The organism is Calothrix sp. NIES-2100, from assembly GCF_963875285.1.
Taxonomy (GTDB): Bacteria; Cyanobacteriota; Cyanobacteriia; order Cyanobacteriales; family Nostocaceae; genus Aulosira.
This window is the reverse complement of the sequence record NZ_CAWNLA010000001.1, coordinates 4,144,132-4,159,600: the sequence shown is the minus strand read 5'-3', so window position 1 is coordinate 4,159,600 and position 15,469 is coordinate 4,144,132. Positions and strand designations below refer to the sequence as shown.

At 40.0% G+C, this 15,469-nt stretch carries 14 protein-coding genes; 9 read left to right on the top strand and 5 right to left on the bottom strand.

Going from position 1 to position 15,469, the window contains the following annotated elements; genetic code table 11:
- Window positions 1–22: 22 nt before the first annotated feature.
- Window positions 23–328: an ATP-dependent Clp protease adapter ClpS gene (gene clpS / locus AACU32_RS17025; protein ID WP_096601417.1), complete on the top strand. Its 306-nt coding sequence runs from the start codon at window positions 23–25 to the stop codon at window positions 326–328.
- Window positions 329–333: 5 nt separating this feature from the next.
- Window positions 334–627, top strand: a complete 294-nt coding sequence (locus AACU32_RS17020; RefSeq protein ID WP_096601415.1) for a DUF2103 domain-containing protein — start codon at window positions 334–336, stop codon at window positions 625–627.
- A gap of 55 nt (window positions 628–682) precedes the next feature.
- Here the strand turns inward: AACU32_RS17020 and AACU32_RS17015 are convergent, their stop codons facing one another.
- Both AACU32_RS17015 and AACU32_RS17010 read right to left on the bottom strand, forming a co-directional pair.
- Window positions 683–1,003 carry a hypothetical protein gene (locus AACU32_RS17015; protein ID WP_096601412.1) on the bottom strand — a complete coding sequence of 107 codons (321 nt, stop codon included), beginning with the start codon at window positions 1,001–1,003 and terminating at the stop codon, window positions 683–685.
- 305 nt (window positions 1,004–1,308) lie between these two features.
- Window positions 1,309–2,376: a glycosyltransferase family 4 protein gene (locus AACU32_RS17010; protein ID WP_339377992.1), complete on the bottom strand. Its 1,068-nt coding sequence runs from the start codon at window positions 2,374–2,376 to the stop codon at window positions 1,309–1,311.
- A 602-nt stretch (window positions 2,377–2,978) separates the two neighbouring features.
- On the opposite strand from AACU32_RS17010, the gene AACU32_RS17005 reads away from it, so the two are divergent.
- From AACU32_RS17005 to AACU32_RS16995, 3 genes are all read left to right on the top strand, one after another.
- Window positions 2,979–3,941, top strand: coding sequence for a glycosyltransferase family 4 protein (locus tag AACU32_RS17005; RefSeq protein ID WP_096601406.1), 963 nt, complete (start codon window positions 2,979–2,981; stop codon window positions 3,939–3,941).
- 118 nt (window positions 3,942–4,059) lie between these two features.
- Window positions 4,060–5,517, top strand: coding sequence for a class I SAM-dependent methyltransferase (locus tag AACU32_RS17000; RefSeq protein WP_096601403.1), 1,458 nt, complete (start codon window positions 4,060–4,062; stop codon window positions 5,515–5,517).
- A gap of 5 nt (window positions 5,518–5,522) precedes the next feature.
- The gene (locus tag AACU32_RS16995; RefSeq protein ID WP_096601400.1) at window positions 5,523–6,848 is read left to right on the top strand and encodes an ABC transporter substrate-binding protein; all 1,326 of its coding nucleotides are present in this window, start codon (window positions 5,523–5,525) and stop codon (window positions 6,846–6,848) included.
- Window positions 6,849–7,112: 264 nt separating this feature from the next.
- Here the strand turns inward: AACU32_RS16995 and AACU32_RS16990 are convergent, their stop codons facing one another.
- Window positions 7,113–9,182, bottom strand: a complete 2,070-nt coding sequence (locus AACU32_RS16990; RefSeq protein WP_096601397.1) for a prolyl oligopeptidase family serine peptidase — start codon at window positions 9,180–9,182, stop codon at window positions 7,113–7,115.
- Between the two features lie 27 nt (window positions 9,183–9,209).
- The gene (locus AACU32_RS16985; RefSeq protein ID WP_096601394.1) at window positions 9,210–9,974 is read right to left on the bottom strand and encodes a hypothetical protein; all 765 of its coding nucleotides are present in this window, start codon (window positions 9,972–9,974) and stop codon (window positions 9,210–9,212) included.
- A gap of 112 nt (window positions 9,975–10,086) precedes the next feature.
- On the opposite strand from AACU32_RS16985, the gene hemE reads away from it, so the two are divergent.
- The 4 genes from hemE (at window position 10,087) to AACU32_RS16965 (ending at window position 14,489) form a co-directional block, all read left to right on the top strand.
- Window positions 10,087–11,139, top strand: a complete 1,053-nt coding sequence (gene hemE / locus AACU32_RS16980; protein ID WP_096601391.1) for a uroporphyrinogen decarboxylase — start codon at window positions 10,087–10,089, stop codon at window positions 11,137–11,139.
- A 232-nt stretch (window positions 11,140–11,371) separates the two neighbouring features.
- Complete coding sequence (locus AACU32_RS16975) at window positions 11,372–12,340, top strand: NAD-dependent epimerase/dehydratase family protein (RefSeq protein ID WP_096601388.1); 969 nt, start codon at window positions 11,372–11,374, stop codon at window positions 12,338–12,340.
- Between the two features lie 147 nt (window positions 12,341–12,487).
- A complete protein-coding gene (locus tag AACU32_RS16970; protein ID WP_339377987.1) occupies window positions 12,488–12,664 on the top strand; it encodes a hypothetical protein in 177 nt (58 codons plus the stop codon).
- Window positions 12,665–12,899: 235 nt separating this feature from the next.
- Window positions 12,900–14,489, top strand: coding sequence for a B12-binding domain-containing radical SAM protein (locus AACU32_RS16965; protein ID WP_096601385.1), 1,590 nt, complete (start codon window positions 12,900–12,902; stop codon window positions 14,487–14,489).
- A gap of 137 nt (window positions 14,490–14,626) precedes the next feature.
- Here the strand turns inward: AACU32_RS16965 and AACU32_RS16960 are convergent, their stop codons facing one another.
- Window positions 14,627–15,127: a sterol desaturase family protein gene (locus tag AACU32_RS16960; protein ID WP_096601382.1), complete on the bottom strand. Its 501-nt coding sequence runs from the start codon at window positions 15,125–15,127 to the stop codon at window positions 14,627–14,629.
- Between the last annotated feature and the right edge of the window lie 342 nt (window positions 15,128–15,469).

The window sequence follows — 15,469 nt, the reverse complement described above, 5'->3', positions numbered from 1 at the left end:
AACCCTGTTGATTAACTGTTATATGGTGACCAGACTTTCAACATCACCAACTATAGCTCCTGAACGGTCTAATCAAGTTACCCGCAAGCTATATCCAAACTACAAAGTGATTGTTCTCAATGACGACTTTAATACATTTCAGCATGTGGCTGAGTGTCTGATGAAGTATATTCCCGGAATGACCGGCGATCAAGCTTGGGATCTGACTAACCAAATACATTTTGAAGGTCAAGCGATCGTCTGGACAGGGCCTCAAGAACAAGCCGAACTATATCACCAGCAACTACGGCGGGCGGGTTTGACAATGGCTCCTCTTGAGGCAGCTTAAATATCATGGGCAAACCCAATGATGGTAGGCTAGTTTGGAACCACTCGACCCATATTGATGGACTCATCCCCATTTTAGAACGTCTGTGTCAGCAGCCAGGAATTCAAACTGTCACCCCTGGGGTGATAGGGCGGGTTAAAGGTCATGCTCCGAAAATGCAACTGCGTGTGTCTGTACCGATTCTTGGCGGTTATAAAGTAATCGCCAGACAAGGTAGGACTGTGCAAGAAGTATTTATCTTGACAACTTTAGATCAAGATACGCTGTTAGGGGCGATCGCGATCGCGATGAAAAATTAATCATCTCAATAGTCCATAGTCCATAGTTAATTGACTATGCACTGTTGACTCTAAACTATTCTTCTACCTGATGGATAGCAAATCTGTGCAGTGGCAAACTGATAATACAAGAAAATGTTAAAAAATATGACAGAGCCGTAGTGATTTTTAAAGTTGTGAGTATTGGTTCCCAACTCTGTAAAATTATTTTTTCTAAGCCAAAAGCAACACAGTAAACTAGCCAGTAAGAAAAGCTCATTCTCAAGAGAATTTGCTCTGTTTCCTCTAGTTCATCTTTTTGCTGCTTGCTATCCCAAAGTAACAATAAACCAACAATACAAGCCACAAAGGAAACAGCAACTACAAACTCGTGACAAAATATGTTTACCGAATGCATTTGACTTGATCCCAATCTCTTTCTATTGAAATTCAGTCTAAAGGAATAGTCATTGAGGTTACACAAAATAGTTACAAACTGCAATAGAAAAATGGGAATGATGTAAATAATTGCAACAAAAATCTTAATTTTGTTTTAATTAATACTAGAGCTTGGTATGTCTAAATAATCTGTAACTATGATAAATTCTCCTTAGTAGGAGAATCTTTTGTCCGGGAAAAAAAGTAAATTTTGCACATTGAAAATTGAAAACCTGGGAATTATCAATACAGTAGAGTCTGATAATCGCCGGGAAAGATGAGATCTCAAGCTTGAGCTTTGAGCTTGGGACTATGAGTGAGAATATCTTCAAACCATTGTTCCATGCGATCGCCCATCGCCGACACAGAATATGTCGTTTCTGCTTGTTGGCGACAAGCTTGGCGGTCAGTTTCATCCAGACGGTGAATAGCTTCCACTAAACCTTGGACACTATCTGGTTCTACTAAAAAGCCAGTTTTCCCTTCCTGAACAATTTCTGTTAACCCACCCCGACGATAACTAATCAAAGGTACACCACAAGCGAGCGCCTCTAATGCCACATTCGGATAAGCTTCTATCCATCTGGGAGTAACTAATAATGCTCGACACTGACCTAATTCTTGTTGAAGTTCATGTGTTGGCAAAAATCCTCTGTATTCGATGGGAGCATCAGGATAGTCCTGACAAATTTTCTCCCAGTAAGGTACATCCTGTATTAAGCCAAAGATTTTCAGTGGAATTCCTGTAATTTTTGCTGCTGCTACAGCATCTTCAATACCTTTTTCTGGTGCTATGCGACCTACCCAGGCCAGGTGAGAACCTGGTTGACTACAAAACTGATACAAAGATAAATCCATCCCATTCACCAAACATCTACATTTATCTGCAAATGTAAACGTGGCAGCTTGGGTTTTACCATGAACACCAATAGTACCAGGAAAATGATTGGCTACTTGTTCAATTATATGATCCATTGTATCTGTTAAAGAACCCATACTGATAAGATGGGCTATAGGAGTGTTAAAAAATGGTGTTAAATACAATGGCAGCCAATCATAAGCAAAATTCACGATCAAATCATAATTTGCTTGTACTTGGCGAGCATAATCCCACATATTCGCCAAAACTGAATTTTTAGGTATAAAAATTGGCTCAGTACGATTCTGATTTTGGGCTGGTATTTGCAGTTCTCCAGGAATTTCTCTAATCGGTAATGAACTGCTGACAGATCCGAATGGTGCAACAATTTCTAATTTATTTCCTCGCCGCAGCATCTCTTGAGCAATATTAGAAAGTGTCAATTCTACTCCACCTCCCAATCCTGAACCCAGCGCACCAATTGGGGTGGACATAAATAATAAGTTGTAATTTGGCATGATTCTTGATTGCTGCTACATCAACATTATTTAAAAATAATAACGCTTAACGAAGGTGTGATTAAGGTGAAATTATAGGTCACTGTATCTTAACCATCATTGACAAAAAGATGAGTTGGTCAGCTATTTGCATTGCCCGATTTAACTCCTAAATCAACCAGAGTTAAGCTCTGGCGTTGTTCAGCAGCCACAGTATAATTGTGACGCTAACTTAACAATCATCCTGTATTGCCATAGTCTGAAAGAAGGGAGTTACGTAAATACATAAAATATCAGCTATGTCAATAGTATTTGAGATGCTCTTGCCCGAGATAAAATAATTATTTTTAATCTAAATAACTTTTTGGGCGATCGCTGCGATAATTTCGATGATTTTGGTTTTTGCGTAGCATTATATTGCTATTAAATTGCTTTTTGTATTATACTCTGAACTGCCTTGTCTACAGCATAAATGCACAGAGTTTAGCAGTCCAAGTGCAATATTCCTATCTATGCCTCGATAAACTGCACTAAAAGATGACATTCAAAATCAATCAACTATATTTTTAACTTCAAAATTTTCCAAAGGATATTTTGTGATGAAAATTGCTATTGTTGCTTGGGGTTACATCCTCAAACCACCCTTGTCTAATTCTATTTACACTTTAATGTATGAGTATACAAAATTTTTAACTCAACTTGGACATGAAGTAGATTTTATAGATGAACAAGATGTTGATCAAGCCATAGAACATCTCAACAACAATCACTATGATTTTGTGCATTTATACACCTACGATTTTGTAGGTGCTTTTAATCAAAAACTCAAGCATAAATATTGTTTTACCTGCCAGTATGGTTATTTGTTGAAAGAAGATAGATGGGATGAAGACTTTCAACAAGCATTTAAACCTTATATGGATGTACCTGGCATCATTGCTGCTTCTCATGAGACAAAAGATTTTTTTATCAACAAAGGATACTCTGGATTTATCAGAGTTCAACCTAACGGTATTGATACTAATAAAATTAATTTTCAGGAAAAAGGAAATAATCAAGCTGTTTGTTTAGGTTGGATTCAACCAAGAAAACAGCAGCGATTATTGGCAGAAATTATCGATGGAAAGTTATCTTTGGATTTTGTCGGGCCTTTAGATGACCCTGATTTTACCGAAGGAAGCACAACAAAATATTTAGGTATCTGGAGTTTACAACAAGTTTATGCCAATCTCACAAATTATAATTGTTTAGTATTAATTAGTGATGGAGAAGTTGCACCCCTTGTAGTCCTTGAAGCTCTAGCAGCAGGTTTATGTGTGGTTATTTCTGAATCGGCTAGTGCTAATTTACATCCAAAACAGTTTATTAAAGTTCTGCCAGATAACATTTTAAGTAATGCCACTCCAGAAAATAAAATAATTGTCACTGAGGCAATTATGGAAATGATTGAAAAAAATCAATACTATCGCCAAGAAATTGTTGAATATGCCAAAGAAAATTTTGATTTTAGTCGCCTGATTCCCAACTATCTTCAGATTATCGACGAATTTAACAATTTTTAGGCAAATTTATTTAGGTAATTAAATAATAAATTAATTATCTCTGCCTAGTCTGAATTATATCAGACATTAAATCAGCAGCTAGTTTTACAGTTATAACCAGGATATTTGACGAAACAAGATGAATAAAGAAACCGTAGAATTTGTTGATAGAGAATTTTTAGCAGATGGTGATTATGTTTCACCAGGATTTGAAGTCATCAAGCCAGATAAATGTTTCCCCAATATGGTTGTGGCAGATCCCAGTGCTTGTACTTGGCCTTACATAAGAAGCACAATTCCTCATAACTGGTATGCAGATAAAAGACAACCATTTGCAGGCTTTGTCAGTCGAGATGAAGCTCATATTCTTTATAACACTGCCCTAAAATTTAGAGGTAAAAGAGCTTTAGAAATTGGCTGCTGGTATGGTTGGTCTGCTTGTCATCTAGCTTTAGCGGGAGTAGAATTAGACGTAATTGATCCCCGGTTAGCAGAAGCAGATGTCTATGAAAGTGTGACCGATTCTTTGCAATCTGCTGGTGTGCTAGATACAGTGAATTTAATCAGCGGTTATAGTCCTGAAAAAGTAGAGGAATTAGCAGAAAAATTACAGTGCAAGTGGTCTTTGTTTTTCATTGACGGCTCTCATGATGCTCCATGTCCACTCAACGATGCAATCATCTGCGAACAATTAGCCGAGACCGATGCTTTAATTTTATTCCATGATTTAAATTCTCCTGATGTTGCCCAAGGCTTAGATTACTTAAGGCAAAAAGGGTGGAAGACAATGATTTATCAAACAATGCAAATCATGGGAGTTGCATGGCGCGGTAATATTGAGCCAGTCCAACATCAGCCAGATCCAAAAGTTAATTGGTATTTACCAGAACATTTACAAAACTATTCTGTGAGTGAATTATCCATTGATGTAGTCAATGAATTTCTGGAAATTCTCGCTGCTGTTCGACCATACACTTTATTAGGTGAAATACGTTTATTTTCACTCTACTCTCTAGCCAAGAAAATTTGTTTAGAAGATATCCCCGGAAACTTTGTCGAATGTGGAAGTTATAAAGGCGGTGCAGCAGCGCTTTTAGCATCGGTAATCAAGCGCTACAGCCTTCGTCCACGCCGACTTTATGCCTGTGATACTTTTGAAGGAATGCCAGAACCAACAGAAGTAGATATATCTAACGGCATATCGGCAAATCTCACAGGGTTTGGAGTCGGCACTTTAAAAGCTCCAATTAGAGAAAATATACAATCAATTTGTCAATTGTTAAAAGTCCAAGATATTGTTGTCCCTGTTAAGGGGTTATTTGCTCAAACATTGCCGCAATATAAGTCTGAGATTGGTAATATTGCCTTTCTCCACGCTGATGGAGACTGGTATGAATCCACAATGGACATCTTCAATACGCTCTATGACAGTATTGTTCCTAATGGTATGATTCAGGTGGATGACTACGGTCATTGGGACGGTTGTAAAAAAGCTCTACATGATTTTGAACGTTTGCGGGGAGAGCAATTTAACCTGCGTCGAATTGATTACACTGGGGTATGGTTTCAAAAAGGTGAGAAGCAGTTGCTTAACTAAGTGGCATGAACTCGATCATCTTTCAATTCCAAATTAAGCAATTTTTTCGCCAAGGGATAAATTCTATTTGGCGGCTGTCACTGCTGTTAATTTCCCTGACTATATGTTTAATATTTTTATCCGGTTGTCAGGGAACAGCCCCAAAGAATGATGGAGTAATTCATCTGAGTCTATGGCAATCAATCAATCCTCCTCCGAATCGGGATGTGTTTGAAAAACTAGTCAAAAAATTTAATCAAACTCATCCTGATATCCAAGTGGAATCTATATTTGTAGGTGAACCCCAATTGCCGAAAATCTTAACAGCAGTTGTGGGCAATGTACCTCCAGATATTTTGGCATTCAATGCCCAAAATACAGGGCAATTTGCTGAATTAGGAGCAATTCAACCTTTAGATGAATGGCTGGAAAAATTACCGTTTAAGTCCGAAGTTATTCCCAACCTACTGGAAGAATTGCGCTTAAATGGCCATATTTGGTCAATACCTTTATACACCGCAAATCTTGGTATTTTTTATCGACCAAAACTTTTCCAAGCTGCGGGAATCACCGAAACACCGAAAACATGGGAAGAATTAAGACAAGTTGCTAAAAAGTTAACTATTGACCGCAATGGCGATGGACGACCCGAACAGTATGGAATGTTACTACCTTTAGGAAAAGGAGAATGGACTGTCTTTAGTTGGTTCCCTTTTTTACTGAGCGCTGGGGGCGAGATATTAACAGATAATAGACCTAATTTGACGAATCAGGCGGCGATTAATGCTTTACAGTTCTGGCAAGACTTGATCAAAGATCATTCAGCAACCCTTTCTCCTCCAGAACGTGGCTATGAAGAGGACGCTTTTATTTCCGGTCGGGTGGCTATGCAAATAACAGGGCCTTGGACTTATATTATGAAGTCTCAGGTTGATTATCAGGTATTTCCTATGCCCGCAAATCTTGAGAGGGCGACGGTGACAGCTACGGGGGTGATGTATTTAATGAAAACCACACCAGCTAGAGAACAAGCTGCACTCAAGTTTTTGGAGTATGTTTTGAGTGCAGAATTCCAAACAGAATGGAGTATAGGTACGGGTTTTTTGCCAGTGAATATCAAAGCTACTCAAAGCGAAGCTTATCAACAATTCATCAGCAAACAACCAGTATTAAAAGTCTTTGCCGATCAGATTTCTGTAGCCGGATATCGACCGATTATTGCTGGATATAGTCGCCTATCTGACAGCCTTGGTCGAGCAATTGAAGCTACATTGTTAGGTAAATCTACTCCGGAAAAAGCGCTCAAAACAGCACAAGAGCGTTTAGATTTAATTTGGGATAATAGTCAATAGTCAATAGTCAATAGTCAATATTAGAGATAAGAAATTTCTTATCTGTACAATAGTAATTTGTCTCTCTTGTCCTCCTTACCCTCCTTGTCCCCCTCATCTCCCTCATCTCCCGGTTGGTGAGTTTCGGCTACGCGGTAATCGAGCGTTCGCGTAGCGTCTCGTAGAGAAGTCGAGATTCAACTACCGCAAAGTCGTACTGCGAAGCAGAACCCGCAGGGTACCACATCCCCCTCATCCCCTAGCCCCTATTTTCCAGTCAGCATTTCACTCTGAGAAACCTAATCTATCAAGAATAAAAGCATATTCAAAAGCTAGTTCCCGCAAACTTTCATAACGTCCAGATGCGCCGCTATGTCCTGCACCCATATTGGTTTTTAACAGGAGAATGTTATTATCTGTTTTGAGTTCTCGAAGTTTGGCTGTCCATTTAGCTGGTTCCCAATATTTAACGCGAGAATCATTTAAGCCTGCTGTAATTAACATCTCTGGGTAATCTTTGTCCTCGACGTTATCATAGGGCGAGTAAGATTTCATGTAGTCGTAATACATTGGATCATTGGGATTTCCCCATTCTTCCCATTCCATTGCAGAAAGGGGTAAGGAAGTATCCAAGATAGTAGTTACTACATCGACAAAGGGGACATGAGCAACTACTGCTTTGAAGAGTTCCGGGCGCAGATTCACAACTGCTCCCATCAATAAGCCGCCCGCACTACCGCCTGTAATTACTAGGCGATCGCTCGCTGTCCATTTTTCCTTGATTAAATATTCAGCACAGGCGATAAAATCTGTAAAGGTGTTCTTTTTCTGTAAAAATTTGCCATCTTCATACCATTGTCGCCCCATTTCTTCCCCGCCACGAATATGGGCAATGGCAAACACTACTCCTCTATCTAACAATGTCAGGCGATTTGAGGAAAAGGTGGCGGGGTAAGAAGCACCATAAGCACCATATCCTGTGAGTAACAGGGGATTTGTACTATCTTTTTTGATTCCTTGTTTGTACACAATTGATATGGGAATTTTTGTCCCATCTTCGGCGGTAGCCATTAGCCACTCACTCTGATAATGGGTTCTGTCATAGCCTCCTAGCACTTCCGTTTCTTTTTTTAACTCCCGCTGATTTGTTTCCATGTTGTAATCGAAAACAGATTGCGGCGTAATAAAAGAAGTGTAATGGAAACGTAAAATATTAGTATTAAACTCTGGGTTATTACCTTCGTAAAATTCATAGGTAGGCTCGGGAAAAGTGATATTACTCTCTTCACCTGTGGAAAAGTTTCTGACTCTAGCAGTTTCTAGTCCACCTTTTCTTTCATAAATTACTAAATAATTGGCAAACAGACTAACTCCCGATAGCAACACATTTTCTTGATGGGGAATTACTGTCTGCCAATTTTCTTTATTTGGGCAACTTACCAAGGTTTTCATCAATTTAAAGTTAGTCGCCTCATCATTAGTCACAATGTAAAAGTAATCACTGTGATGATCGACTTCGTATTCCAACCCTGTAGTTCGTGGATGAATTAATTGCCAATTGTCCTCTGGATTATTGGCATCTAAATAATGAACTTCTGTGGTGATGCTGCTTCTTAAAAGCATCAATATATATGCTTGACTACGGGTTTTGTCAACATACAAATGGTAAATCTCATCCAGTTCTTCATAAATTAAAACATCCTCATCGACAGCAGTACCTAAAGTATGCCGAAATAGTTGGTAAGGACGATTGGCATCATCAATTTTGGTATAAAATATTGTTTTGTTATCGTTAGCCCAAGCCATCGAAAAATACGTATCAGGGATAGTTTCGGTCAATAATTTATTTGTGGTTAAGTCTAAGAAAAACAGTGTGTATTGCTCAGCACCAATAGTATCAACTGAATAAGCTAAGATTTGATGATTGGGGCTAATATCAAACACGCCTAAACTGAAAAATTCATGTCCTTGTGCTAGCTCATTTTCATCTAACAGCACTTCTTCTGGTGCTTCTAAGTTACCCTGTTTGCGGCAATAAATAGGATAATCTTTGCCTTCTTCAGTACGTATATAGTAGTAGTAGTCATCTTGGCGATAGGGCACTGATAAGTCGGTTTCCTTAATCCTTGCCAGCATTTCATTATAGAGGTTTGTTTGCAGCTGTTTGGTGTGTGCCATCATCGCTGCGGTATAATTGTTTTCAGCTTCTAAATATGCAGGAACTTGAGGATTATCAAGATCGCGCAACCAAAAGTAGTTGTCCATGCGGCGATCGCCATGTAACTCTAAAAGCTGTGGCTGTTTCTCGGCAACTGGTGGTTTAGTTATATTCGGTAAATGGTTATCTTTATACATCATCAATAATCAGCAGCAGTTAGCTGCCTAGTGATCTGAGGATGAGCTAGGAATCACAGGTTTGTGCTGTGGTTTTCTTTTTAAAGTACACAAGCCAATTGCGGGAATAAATCCCAGAATTAAAGCTGTAAATCCTTGCCCATTCCAATACAATATCGAAGTCCGGTTGGCTTCGGGAATAAAATTTTGCAATAAAGAAAGCAGCCAAATTAAAGTACTGATGAAGAAGAAGCAAATTGTCGGCAGAAAACTCCACCACCAAGGGTTGACTGTGTAGCGTCGCAATACCAGCCATTGGCAAAATCCGAGCCAAATTCCCGAAATAATATAGGAAATAGTAGACAAGCCTCCCAAAATCAGCATTGCATCAGTTGATAAAGTTTCGTTAAAGGATGCGCCAATGGACGAGATATAGTTAATCCAGCCTGTAGAAACGCTGTTGGCAATCACCCAACCGATGCTGGTAGCTAGCAACCACCACCAAGCAGGGATATAGGGACGCAGAATCAGCGCTTGTGCAGCAGCGAAAATCAAGGCAAAAACAATGGTACTCAGAACGCTGACTAAGCCATTCCACATTTGGGGATCTGGAAAAAAACTGGGTGAAACGCGATCTAGAAGATTTTCTCCGGCTATACTAGCAAGTCCACCCACAACCCATCCCAAACAGGTTATGAAAGTAAACTTGATCAAGAAACTTCTGGTTTGAGAACGCGGGATCAAAAACTTCCTGACTTTGGGAGCGTTCTGAGTCGATGCAACATGAGCGGAACTGTTGGAATCAGTTGGCATATGAAGTTAAGTTAAGCAGAGACTAGAGTGTAACCAGACTCCTGAAAAAGCGTAATCCCAGAATGATAAGCTAAACAGTGGCATAAAAAAGTGACTTAGGATGAAGTGTTAAATGGGTGTTTCCTCAACAGCTCCTAGACTCCTGCTTGCTGCTCGTGGTGAAGTAGTAGACCGTCCCCCTGTATGGATGATGCGACAAGCGGGAAGGTATATGAAAGCATATCGAGATTTAAGGGAGAAGTATCCTTCCTTCCGCGATCGCTCCGAAATTCCCGAAGTAGCGATTGAGGTTTCCCTACAGCCTTGGAGAGCCTTTCAACCAGACGGGGTGATTTTATTTTCCGACATTGTAACGCCGTTGCCTGGTTTAGGCATTGACATGGATATTGCGGAAGGTAAAGGGCCAATTATTCACTCGCCCATTCGCACTCAAGAACAAGTTGATAATTTGCATTCCTTTGAGCCTGAAGCATCCCTGCCGTTTATCAAAACCATATTGCAGGCGTTGCGTCAAGAGGTAGGGAATCAATCAACGGTGTTAGGCTTTGTCGGTGCGCCGTGGACATTAGCTGCTTATGCAGTCGAGGGAAAAGGTTCTAAAACCTATTCCATCATCAAGAATATGGCGTTTTCTGACCCAACGATTCTGCATCAATTTTTAGCAAAATTAGCAGATGCGATCGCCGTTTACGCACGCTACCAAATTGACTGTGGCGCTCAAGTTGTGCAAATGTTCGACTCCTGGGCAGGTCAATTGAGTCCTCAAGATTATGACACCTTTGCCCTACCCTATCAGCAACGGGTTTTTGAGCAAGTCAAGCAAACCCATCCCGACACACCCTTAATTTTGCTAGTCAGCGGTAGTGCAGGTGTGTTGGAAAGAATGGCAAAATCAGGTGCAGATGTTGTGACTGTAGACTGGGCAGTAGACATGGCAGAAGCACGAGCTAGATTGGGTAAGCATGTGAAAGTTCAGGGAAATCTCGACCCAGGCGTGCTATTTGGTTCTAAAGAGTTTATCCGCGATCGCATCCTTGATACTGTTCGCAAAGCTGGAAATTGGGGTCATATTCTTAACCTCGGTCATGGTGTACTACCAGAAACTCCAGAAGAAAATGTGGCTTTCTTCTTTGAAACTGCAAAACAGCTGAATGTATTGGTTTAGTCAATAGTCAATAGTCAGTTGTCAGTTGTGAGGCAGTGCGTTGGGCGGGTTCCCCGACTTGAAGCAACTGCCGAATCCGTAAGGGTCAGTTGTCAGTTGTTAGTTAATGATTAACAGCTGACAATTTACATATTGATCAATTCCCTTGAAAAGCCCCTATACTGGGAACTAAAAATTCATTATCAGCAACTTATAATAAATAAACTTAAATAAATAAAACTTAAAATTATTTATGAGCCAGAAACGGATATTAGTAACTGGTGCAAGTGGCTGTATCGGTCACTACCTAGCTGAAGCCTTAATTCAAGAAACAGATCATGAATTGTATCTACTAGTTAGGAACCCAAAGAAGCTGCAAGTAAATACACAGGCGCGTCTAGGTATCACCGTTTTGCAAGGTGATATGCAACAAATTAGTCAGTATGCTGAACTGCTATCAACAATTGATACGGCGGTGCTAACAGCAACAGCTTGGGGCGGTGATGAAACATTTAATATTAATGTTAACAAGACTTTGGAATTGCTGAAGCTGCTAGATCCAGAAAGATGTGAACAAGTAATTTATTTTTCTACCGCTAGTGTTTTAGATCGCCACAATCAACCACTCAAAGAAGCCGGGGAAATTGGTACAGATTACGTCAGTTCTAAGTATAAATGCTTACAGCAACTTCCAAAATTAGCGATCGCACCTAAAATTACCACAGTTTTTCCTACTTTAGTTTTAGGCGGCGATGCTAACAAGCCCTATTCTCATTTAACATCTGGTATCCCGGAAGTTACAAAATATATTAATATAATTCGGTTTTTGCAAGCCGATGGTAGTTTCCACTTTATCCACGGCCGAGATATAGCTACCACAATTCGATATTTAATTGATTATCCTCCCACAGAGCGGGAACCTCGCAAATTTGTTTTAGGTCAAAAGCAATTAACAGTTAACCAAGCGGTAGAAGAAGTCTGCGCCTATTTAGGTAAAAAGATTTACTTTCGCATTCCTCTATCCATATCATTGGCAAATTTGATTATTGCTGTCTTCCGAATTCAGATGGCTGCTTGGGATAGATTCTGCATGGGATACCGACATTTTACCTACGAAAACGCCATTAATCCCGCCAGTTTTGGGTTACCAAATTACTGTGCAACGATGAGTGATGTGTTGAAAATTAGTGGTGTCAAAAGTAGCGCTGTCAAGACTAATTAAGAAAATAAAAAACAGGGGATTATTGGAGCTTTTGGTAAAGGTCGGTTATGAATTGTTGTTTATGCTAGGAGAGAGGCGACTATTAAAACTGAGGAAAGTTGATGTTACAAACTATTCAAGGTATTTATAAAAACGGCAAAATCGAACTTGCACCAAACACCACAGGGTATTACTGAAAGTCCAGTTTTTGTTACTTTTTTAGAAATCAAATCCACCACTTCGCCAGAAATAATCATGGAATATCAAGGTGTTCCCGAAAGTATCAACTTTGAATCCTATCGAAATGAACTTCTACCACCTAACGAAGTAAAAACTGAATTATAAATCAATACTTAAGAGCCGTAGGAATCTAACCTTTGACTGGAACCTTTTGAATCATATTTTAGACCATACTCTTACATTCTTCTTTGCGCCTCTGCGCCTACTCTGTGAGAACGACTTCGTCGAATGCGTGAGAAATAAATTTGAGTCAACAGATGAACCCGCCTAGATAAAAAGTCAATGACTCTTAATTTTCGTTAAAGTGGGATAACAATCAAAGTGTGAGGGTTGATACTGTATGCGAGTCCTAATGGTGTATCCAATTTTTCCAAAAACCTTTTGGTCATACGAGAAAATTTTGGACTTAGTCGATCGCAAGGTTTTGTTACCACCTTTAGGTTTAGTAACAGTGGCGGCAATTCTTCCTCAAGAATGGGAATATAAACTTGTTGACCGGAACATTCGCCCAGCTACCGAAGCAGAATGGGCTTGGGCTGATGTCGTCATTTTCTCCGCCATGATTGTCCAGAAACAGGACTTACTAGACCAAATCCAAGAAGCAAAACGCCGTGGTAAGTTAGTCGCTGTGGGTGGCCCCTATCCCACCTCTACACCCCATGAAGTGCAAAACGTCGGCGCAGATTTTCTGATTCTCGATGAAGGGGAAATCACCTTACCCATGTTCGTTGAGGCGATTCAACGGGGCGAAACCTCTGGGACTTTCCGCACCAGTGAAAAACCAGATGTCACCACCACACCAGTACCCCGCTTTGATTTATTAGAATTAAATGCTTACGATATGATGTCCGTGCAGTTTTCGCGGGGATGTCCCTTCCAATGCGAATTCTGTGACATTATTGTTCTCTACGGTCGCAAACCGCGTACTAAAACCCCAGCCCAATTATTAGCAGAGTTAGATTACCTCTATGAATTGGGTTGGCGGCGGGGTGTGTTCATGGTTGATGACAACTTTATTGGTAACAAACGCAATGTGAAATTGTTGCTCAAAGAGTTAAAAGTCTGGATGCAAGAACATCAATATCCCTTCCGGTTTGACACTGAAGCTTCCATTGATTTAGCACAAGACACGGAATTACTAGAGTTGATGGTTGAGTCTGGTTTCTCCGCAGTATTTTTGGGGATTGAAACACCAGATGAAGATAGCTTGCAAATGACCAAAAAGTTCCAAAATACCCGCAGTTCTTTAACCGATGCGGTGGCAACCATCATCAAAGCCGGGTTGCGCCCAATGGCTGGGTTTATCATTGGATTTGATGGTGAAAAAGCAGGCGCAGGCGATCGCATTGTTCGTTTTGCTGAACAAGCAGCTATTCCTTCCACTACCTTCGCTATGTTGCAAGCGCTACCTAATACAGCCTTGTGGCATCGCCTGAAAAAAGAAGGCAGATTGCGGGAAAACAAAGATGGCAACATCAACCAGACCACTTTGATGAACTTTGTTGCTACTCGTCCTCTGGAAGATATTGCTAGAGAATATGTTGAGGCTTTTTGTGCTTTATACGACCCAGTGAAGTATTTGGATCGCACCTACCGCTGCTTTTTAATGATGGGTGCGCCAACTTGGAAAGCGCCGTTTAAATGGCCTGAGTTGGTAGTCATTAGAGCTTTGTTGATTGTCATCTGGCGACAAGGTATTAAACGAGAAACCCGTTGGAAATTCTGGCATCACTTGTTTAGCATTATCAAGCATAACCCAGGAGTGGCAGAGCATTACATTTCCGCCTGCGCCCACAACGAGCATTTTCTCGAATATCGCCAAATTGTCCGCGATCAAATCGAAAGCCAGCTAGCGGAATATCTCGCCCAAGGTACAGAAAAACCTTATGTACCACCTGTGAAAGAAAAAGCAGAAGCTGTAGTGAGTTAATCATAACTTTGCTTGGTTTCTAGTAGTTCGCCAAGGAAAGCGGGGGAAAGGTTAAGGGGAAAAGGAAAAAGGTTTTTAGTCCCTTACCCTTTCCCCTTTTTCCAACCTCAACCCAGCAAAATTAATGGGACAGACCACTAAATACGTGAGTAACGAAAATGCAGCCGGAGTAAACGTAACCAACGCATCCAAATAAGTGAAGGTTGTTCAAAGAAAGTGAAAATATCTCCGAAACCTTGGTTAGTTTTTTGATGGTGTAACCAATGTCTTTCGGGAGTAGTAATGAAGAGAATTTGGCACAAAATAGTTACAGGTTTCGGAGTTTTCCAATCCAAAACACTGATGTGTCTCCACCAAACATGTAATTGACCTAACAGTAGTCCAGAAATGACACCAATTGGAGAGAAAGACCACAAAATTATTGCCATTAACAAATAAGGCAAAGCACCCAGAATGCCATCTAATAGAACCTGGGTATTTAAAGTCAAAATAGCATAGTGGCGGAAATCTTTCTTCCAAGAATGATGCGTTTTCAAGTGGAGGCTACCAAAAACATGCTCGGGTACGTGGTAAACGAAGGTTGAAAGAAAATCACCAAAAAATAATAATAGCCAAGCAACAGCGATAGCCTCAAGCATTTGCACTCCTCACATCTAGTTACGAAAACATTGCCTCCAAGGAACCCATGTTACGTAGTTTCCTTGAATTTTTTATATCTATTATTTTTTTGATTTTGTCAGAAAATACACAGTTTATAAGGTTGTATTTTCTGAATTTAATTTCCAGAAATTATGGCACAACAACTTGTCAGAAACTCTCATCTGTATCTTAGGGATCAGTTCATAAAATAAATACATCTAATCTCCAATCGGGATAACGTATTTTAACAGATATTCCCCACAATCTTCTTATTAAGAGTGACAGCATTAGCAAAGATTGAGTTAAAATCGGTACAAATTTAGGTTAAGGGGCAAAAAATT

Excerpts from the sequence above, each read along its gene's own strand:
- AACU32_RS16985 (WP_096601394.1), bottom strand. The coding sequence starts at position 9,974 with ATGCCAACTGATTCCAACAGTTCCGCTCATGTTGCATCGACTCAGAAC.
- AACU32_RS17015 (WP_096601412.1), bottom strand. The coding sequence starts at position 1,003 with ATGCATTCGGTAAACATATTTTGTCACGAGTTTGTAGTTGCTGTTTCC.
- AACU32_RS16990 (WP_096601397.1), bottom strand. The coding sequence starts at position 9,182 with ATGTATAAAGATAACCATTTACCGAATATAACTAAACCACCAGTTGCC.
- AACU32_RS16965 (WP_096601385.1), top strand. The coding sequence starts at position 12,900 with ATGCGAGTCCTAATGGTGTATCCAATTTTTCCAAAAACCTTTTGGTCA.
- clpS (WP_096601417.1), top strand. The coding sequence starts at position 23 with ATGGTGACCAGACTTTCAACATCACCAACTATAGCTCCTGAACGGTCT.
- hemE (WP_096601391.1), top strand. The coding sequence starts at position 10,087 with ATGGGTGTTTCCTCAACAGCTCCTAGACTCCTGCTTGCTGCTCGTGGT.
- AACU32_RS17020 (WP_096601415.1), top strand. The coding sequence starts at position 334 with ATGGGCAAACCCAATGATGGTAGGCTAGTTTGGAACCACTCGACCCAT.
- AACU32_RS16995 (WP_096601400.1), top strand. The coding sequence starts at position 5,523 with ATGAACTCGATCATCTTTCAATTCCAAATTAAGCAATTTTTTCGCCAA.
- AACU32_RS17005 (WP_096601406.1), top strand. The coding sequence starts at position 2,979 with ATGAAAATTGCTATTGTTGCTTGGGGTTACATCCTCAAACCACCCTTG.
- AACU32_RS16975 (WP_096601388.1), top strand. The coding sequence starts at position 11,372 with ATGAGCCAGAAACGGATATTAGTAACTGGTGCAAGTGGCTGTATCGGT.
- AACU32_RS17000 (WP_096601403.1), top strand. The coding sequence starts at position 4,060 with ATGAATAAAGAAACCGTAGAATTTGTTGATAGAGAATTTTTAGCAGAT.
- AACU32_RS16960 (WP_096601382.1), bottom strand. The coding sequence starts at position 15,127 with ATGCTTGAGGCTATCGCTGTTGCTTGGCTATTATTATTTTTTGGTGAT.
- AACU32_RS17010 (WP_339377992.1), bottom strand. The coding sequence starts at position 2,376 with ATGTCCACCCCAATTGGTGCGCTGGGTTCAGGATTGGGAGGTGGAGTA.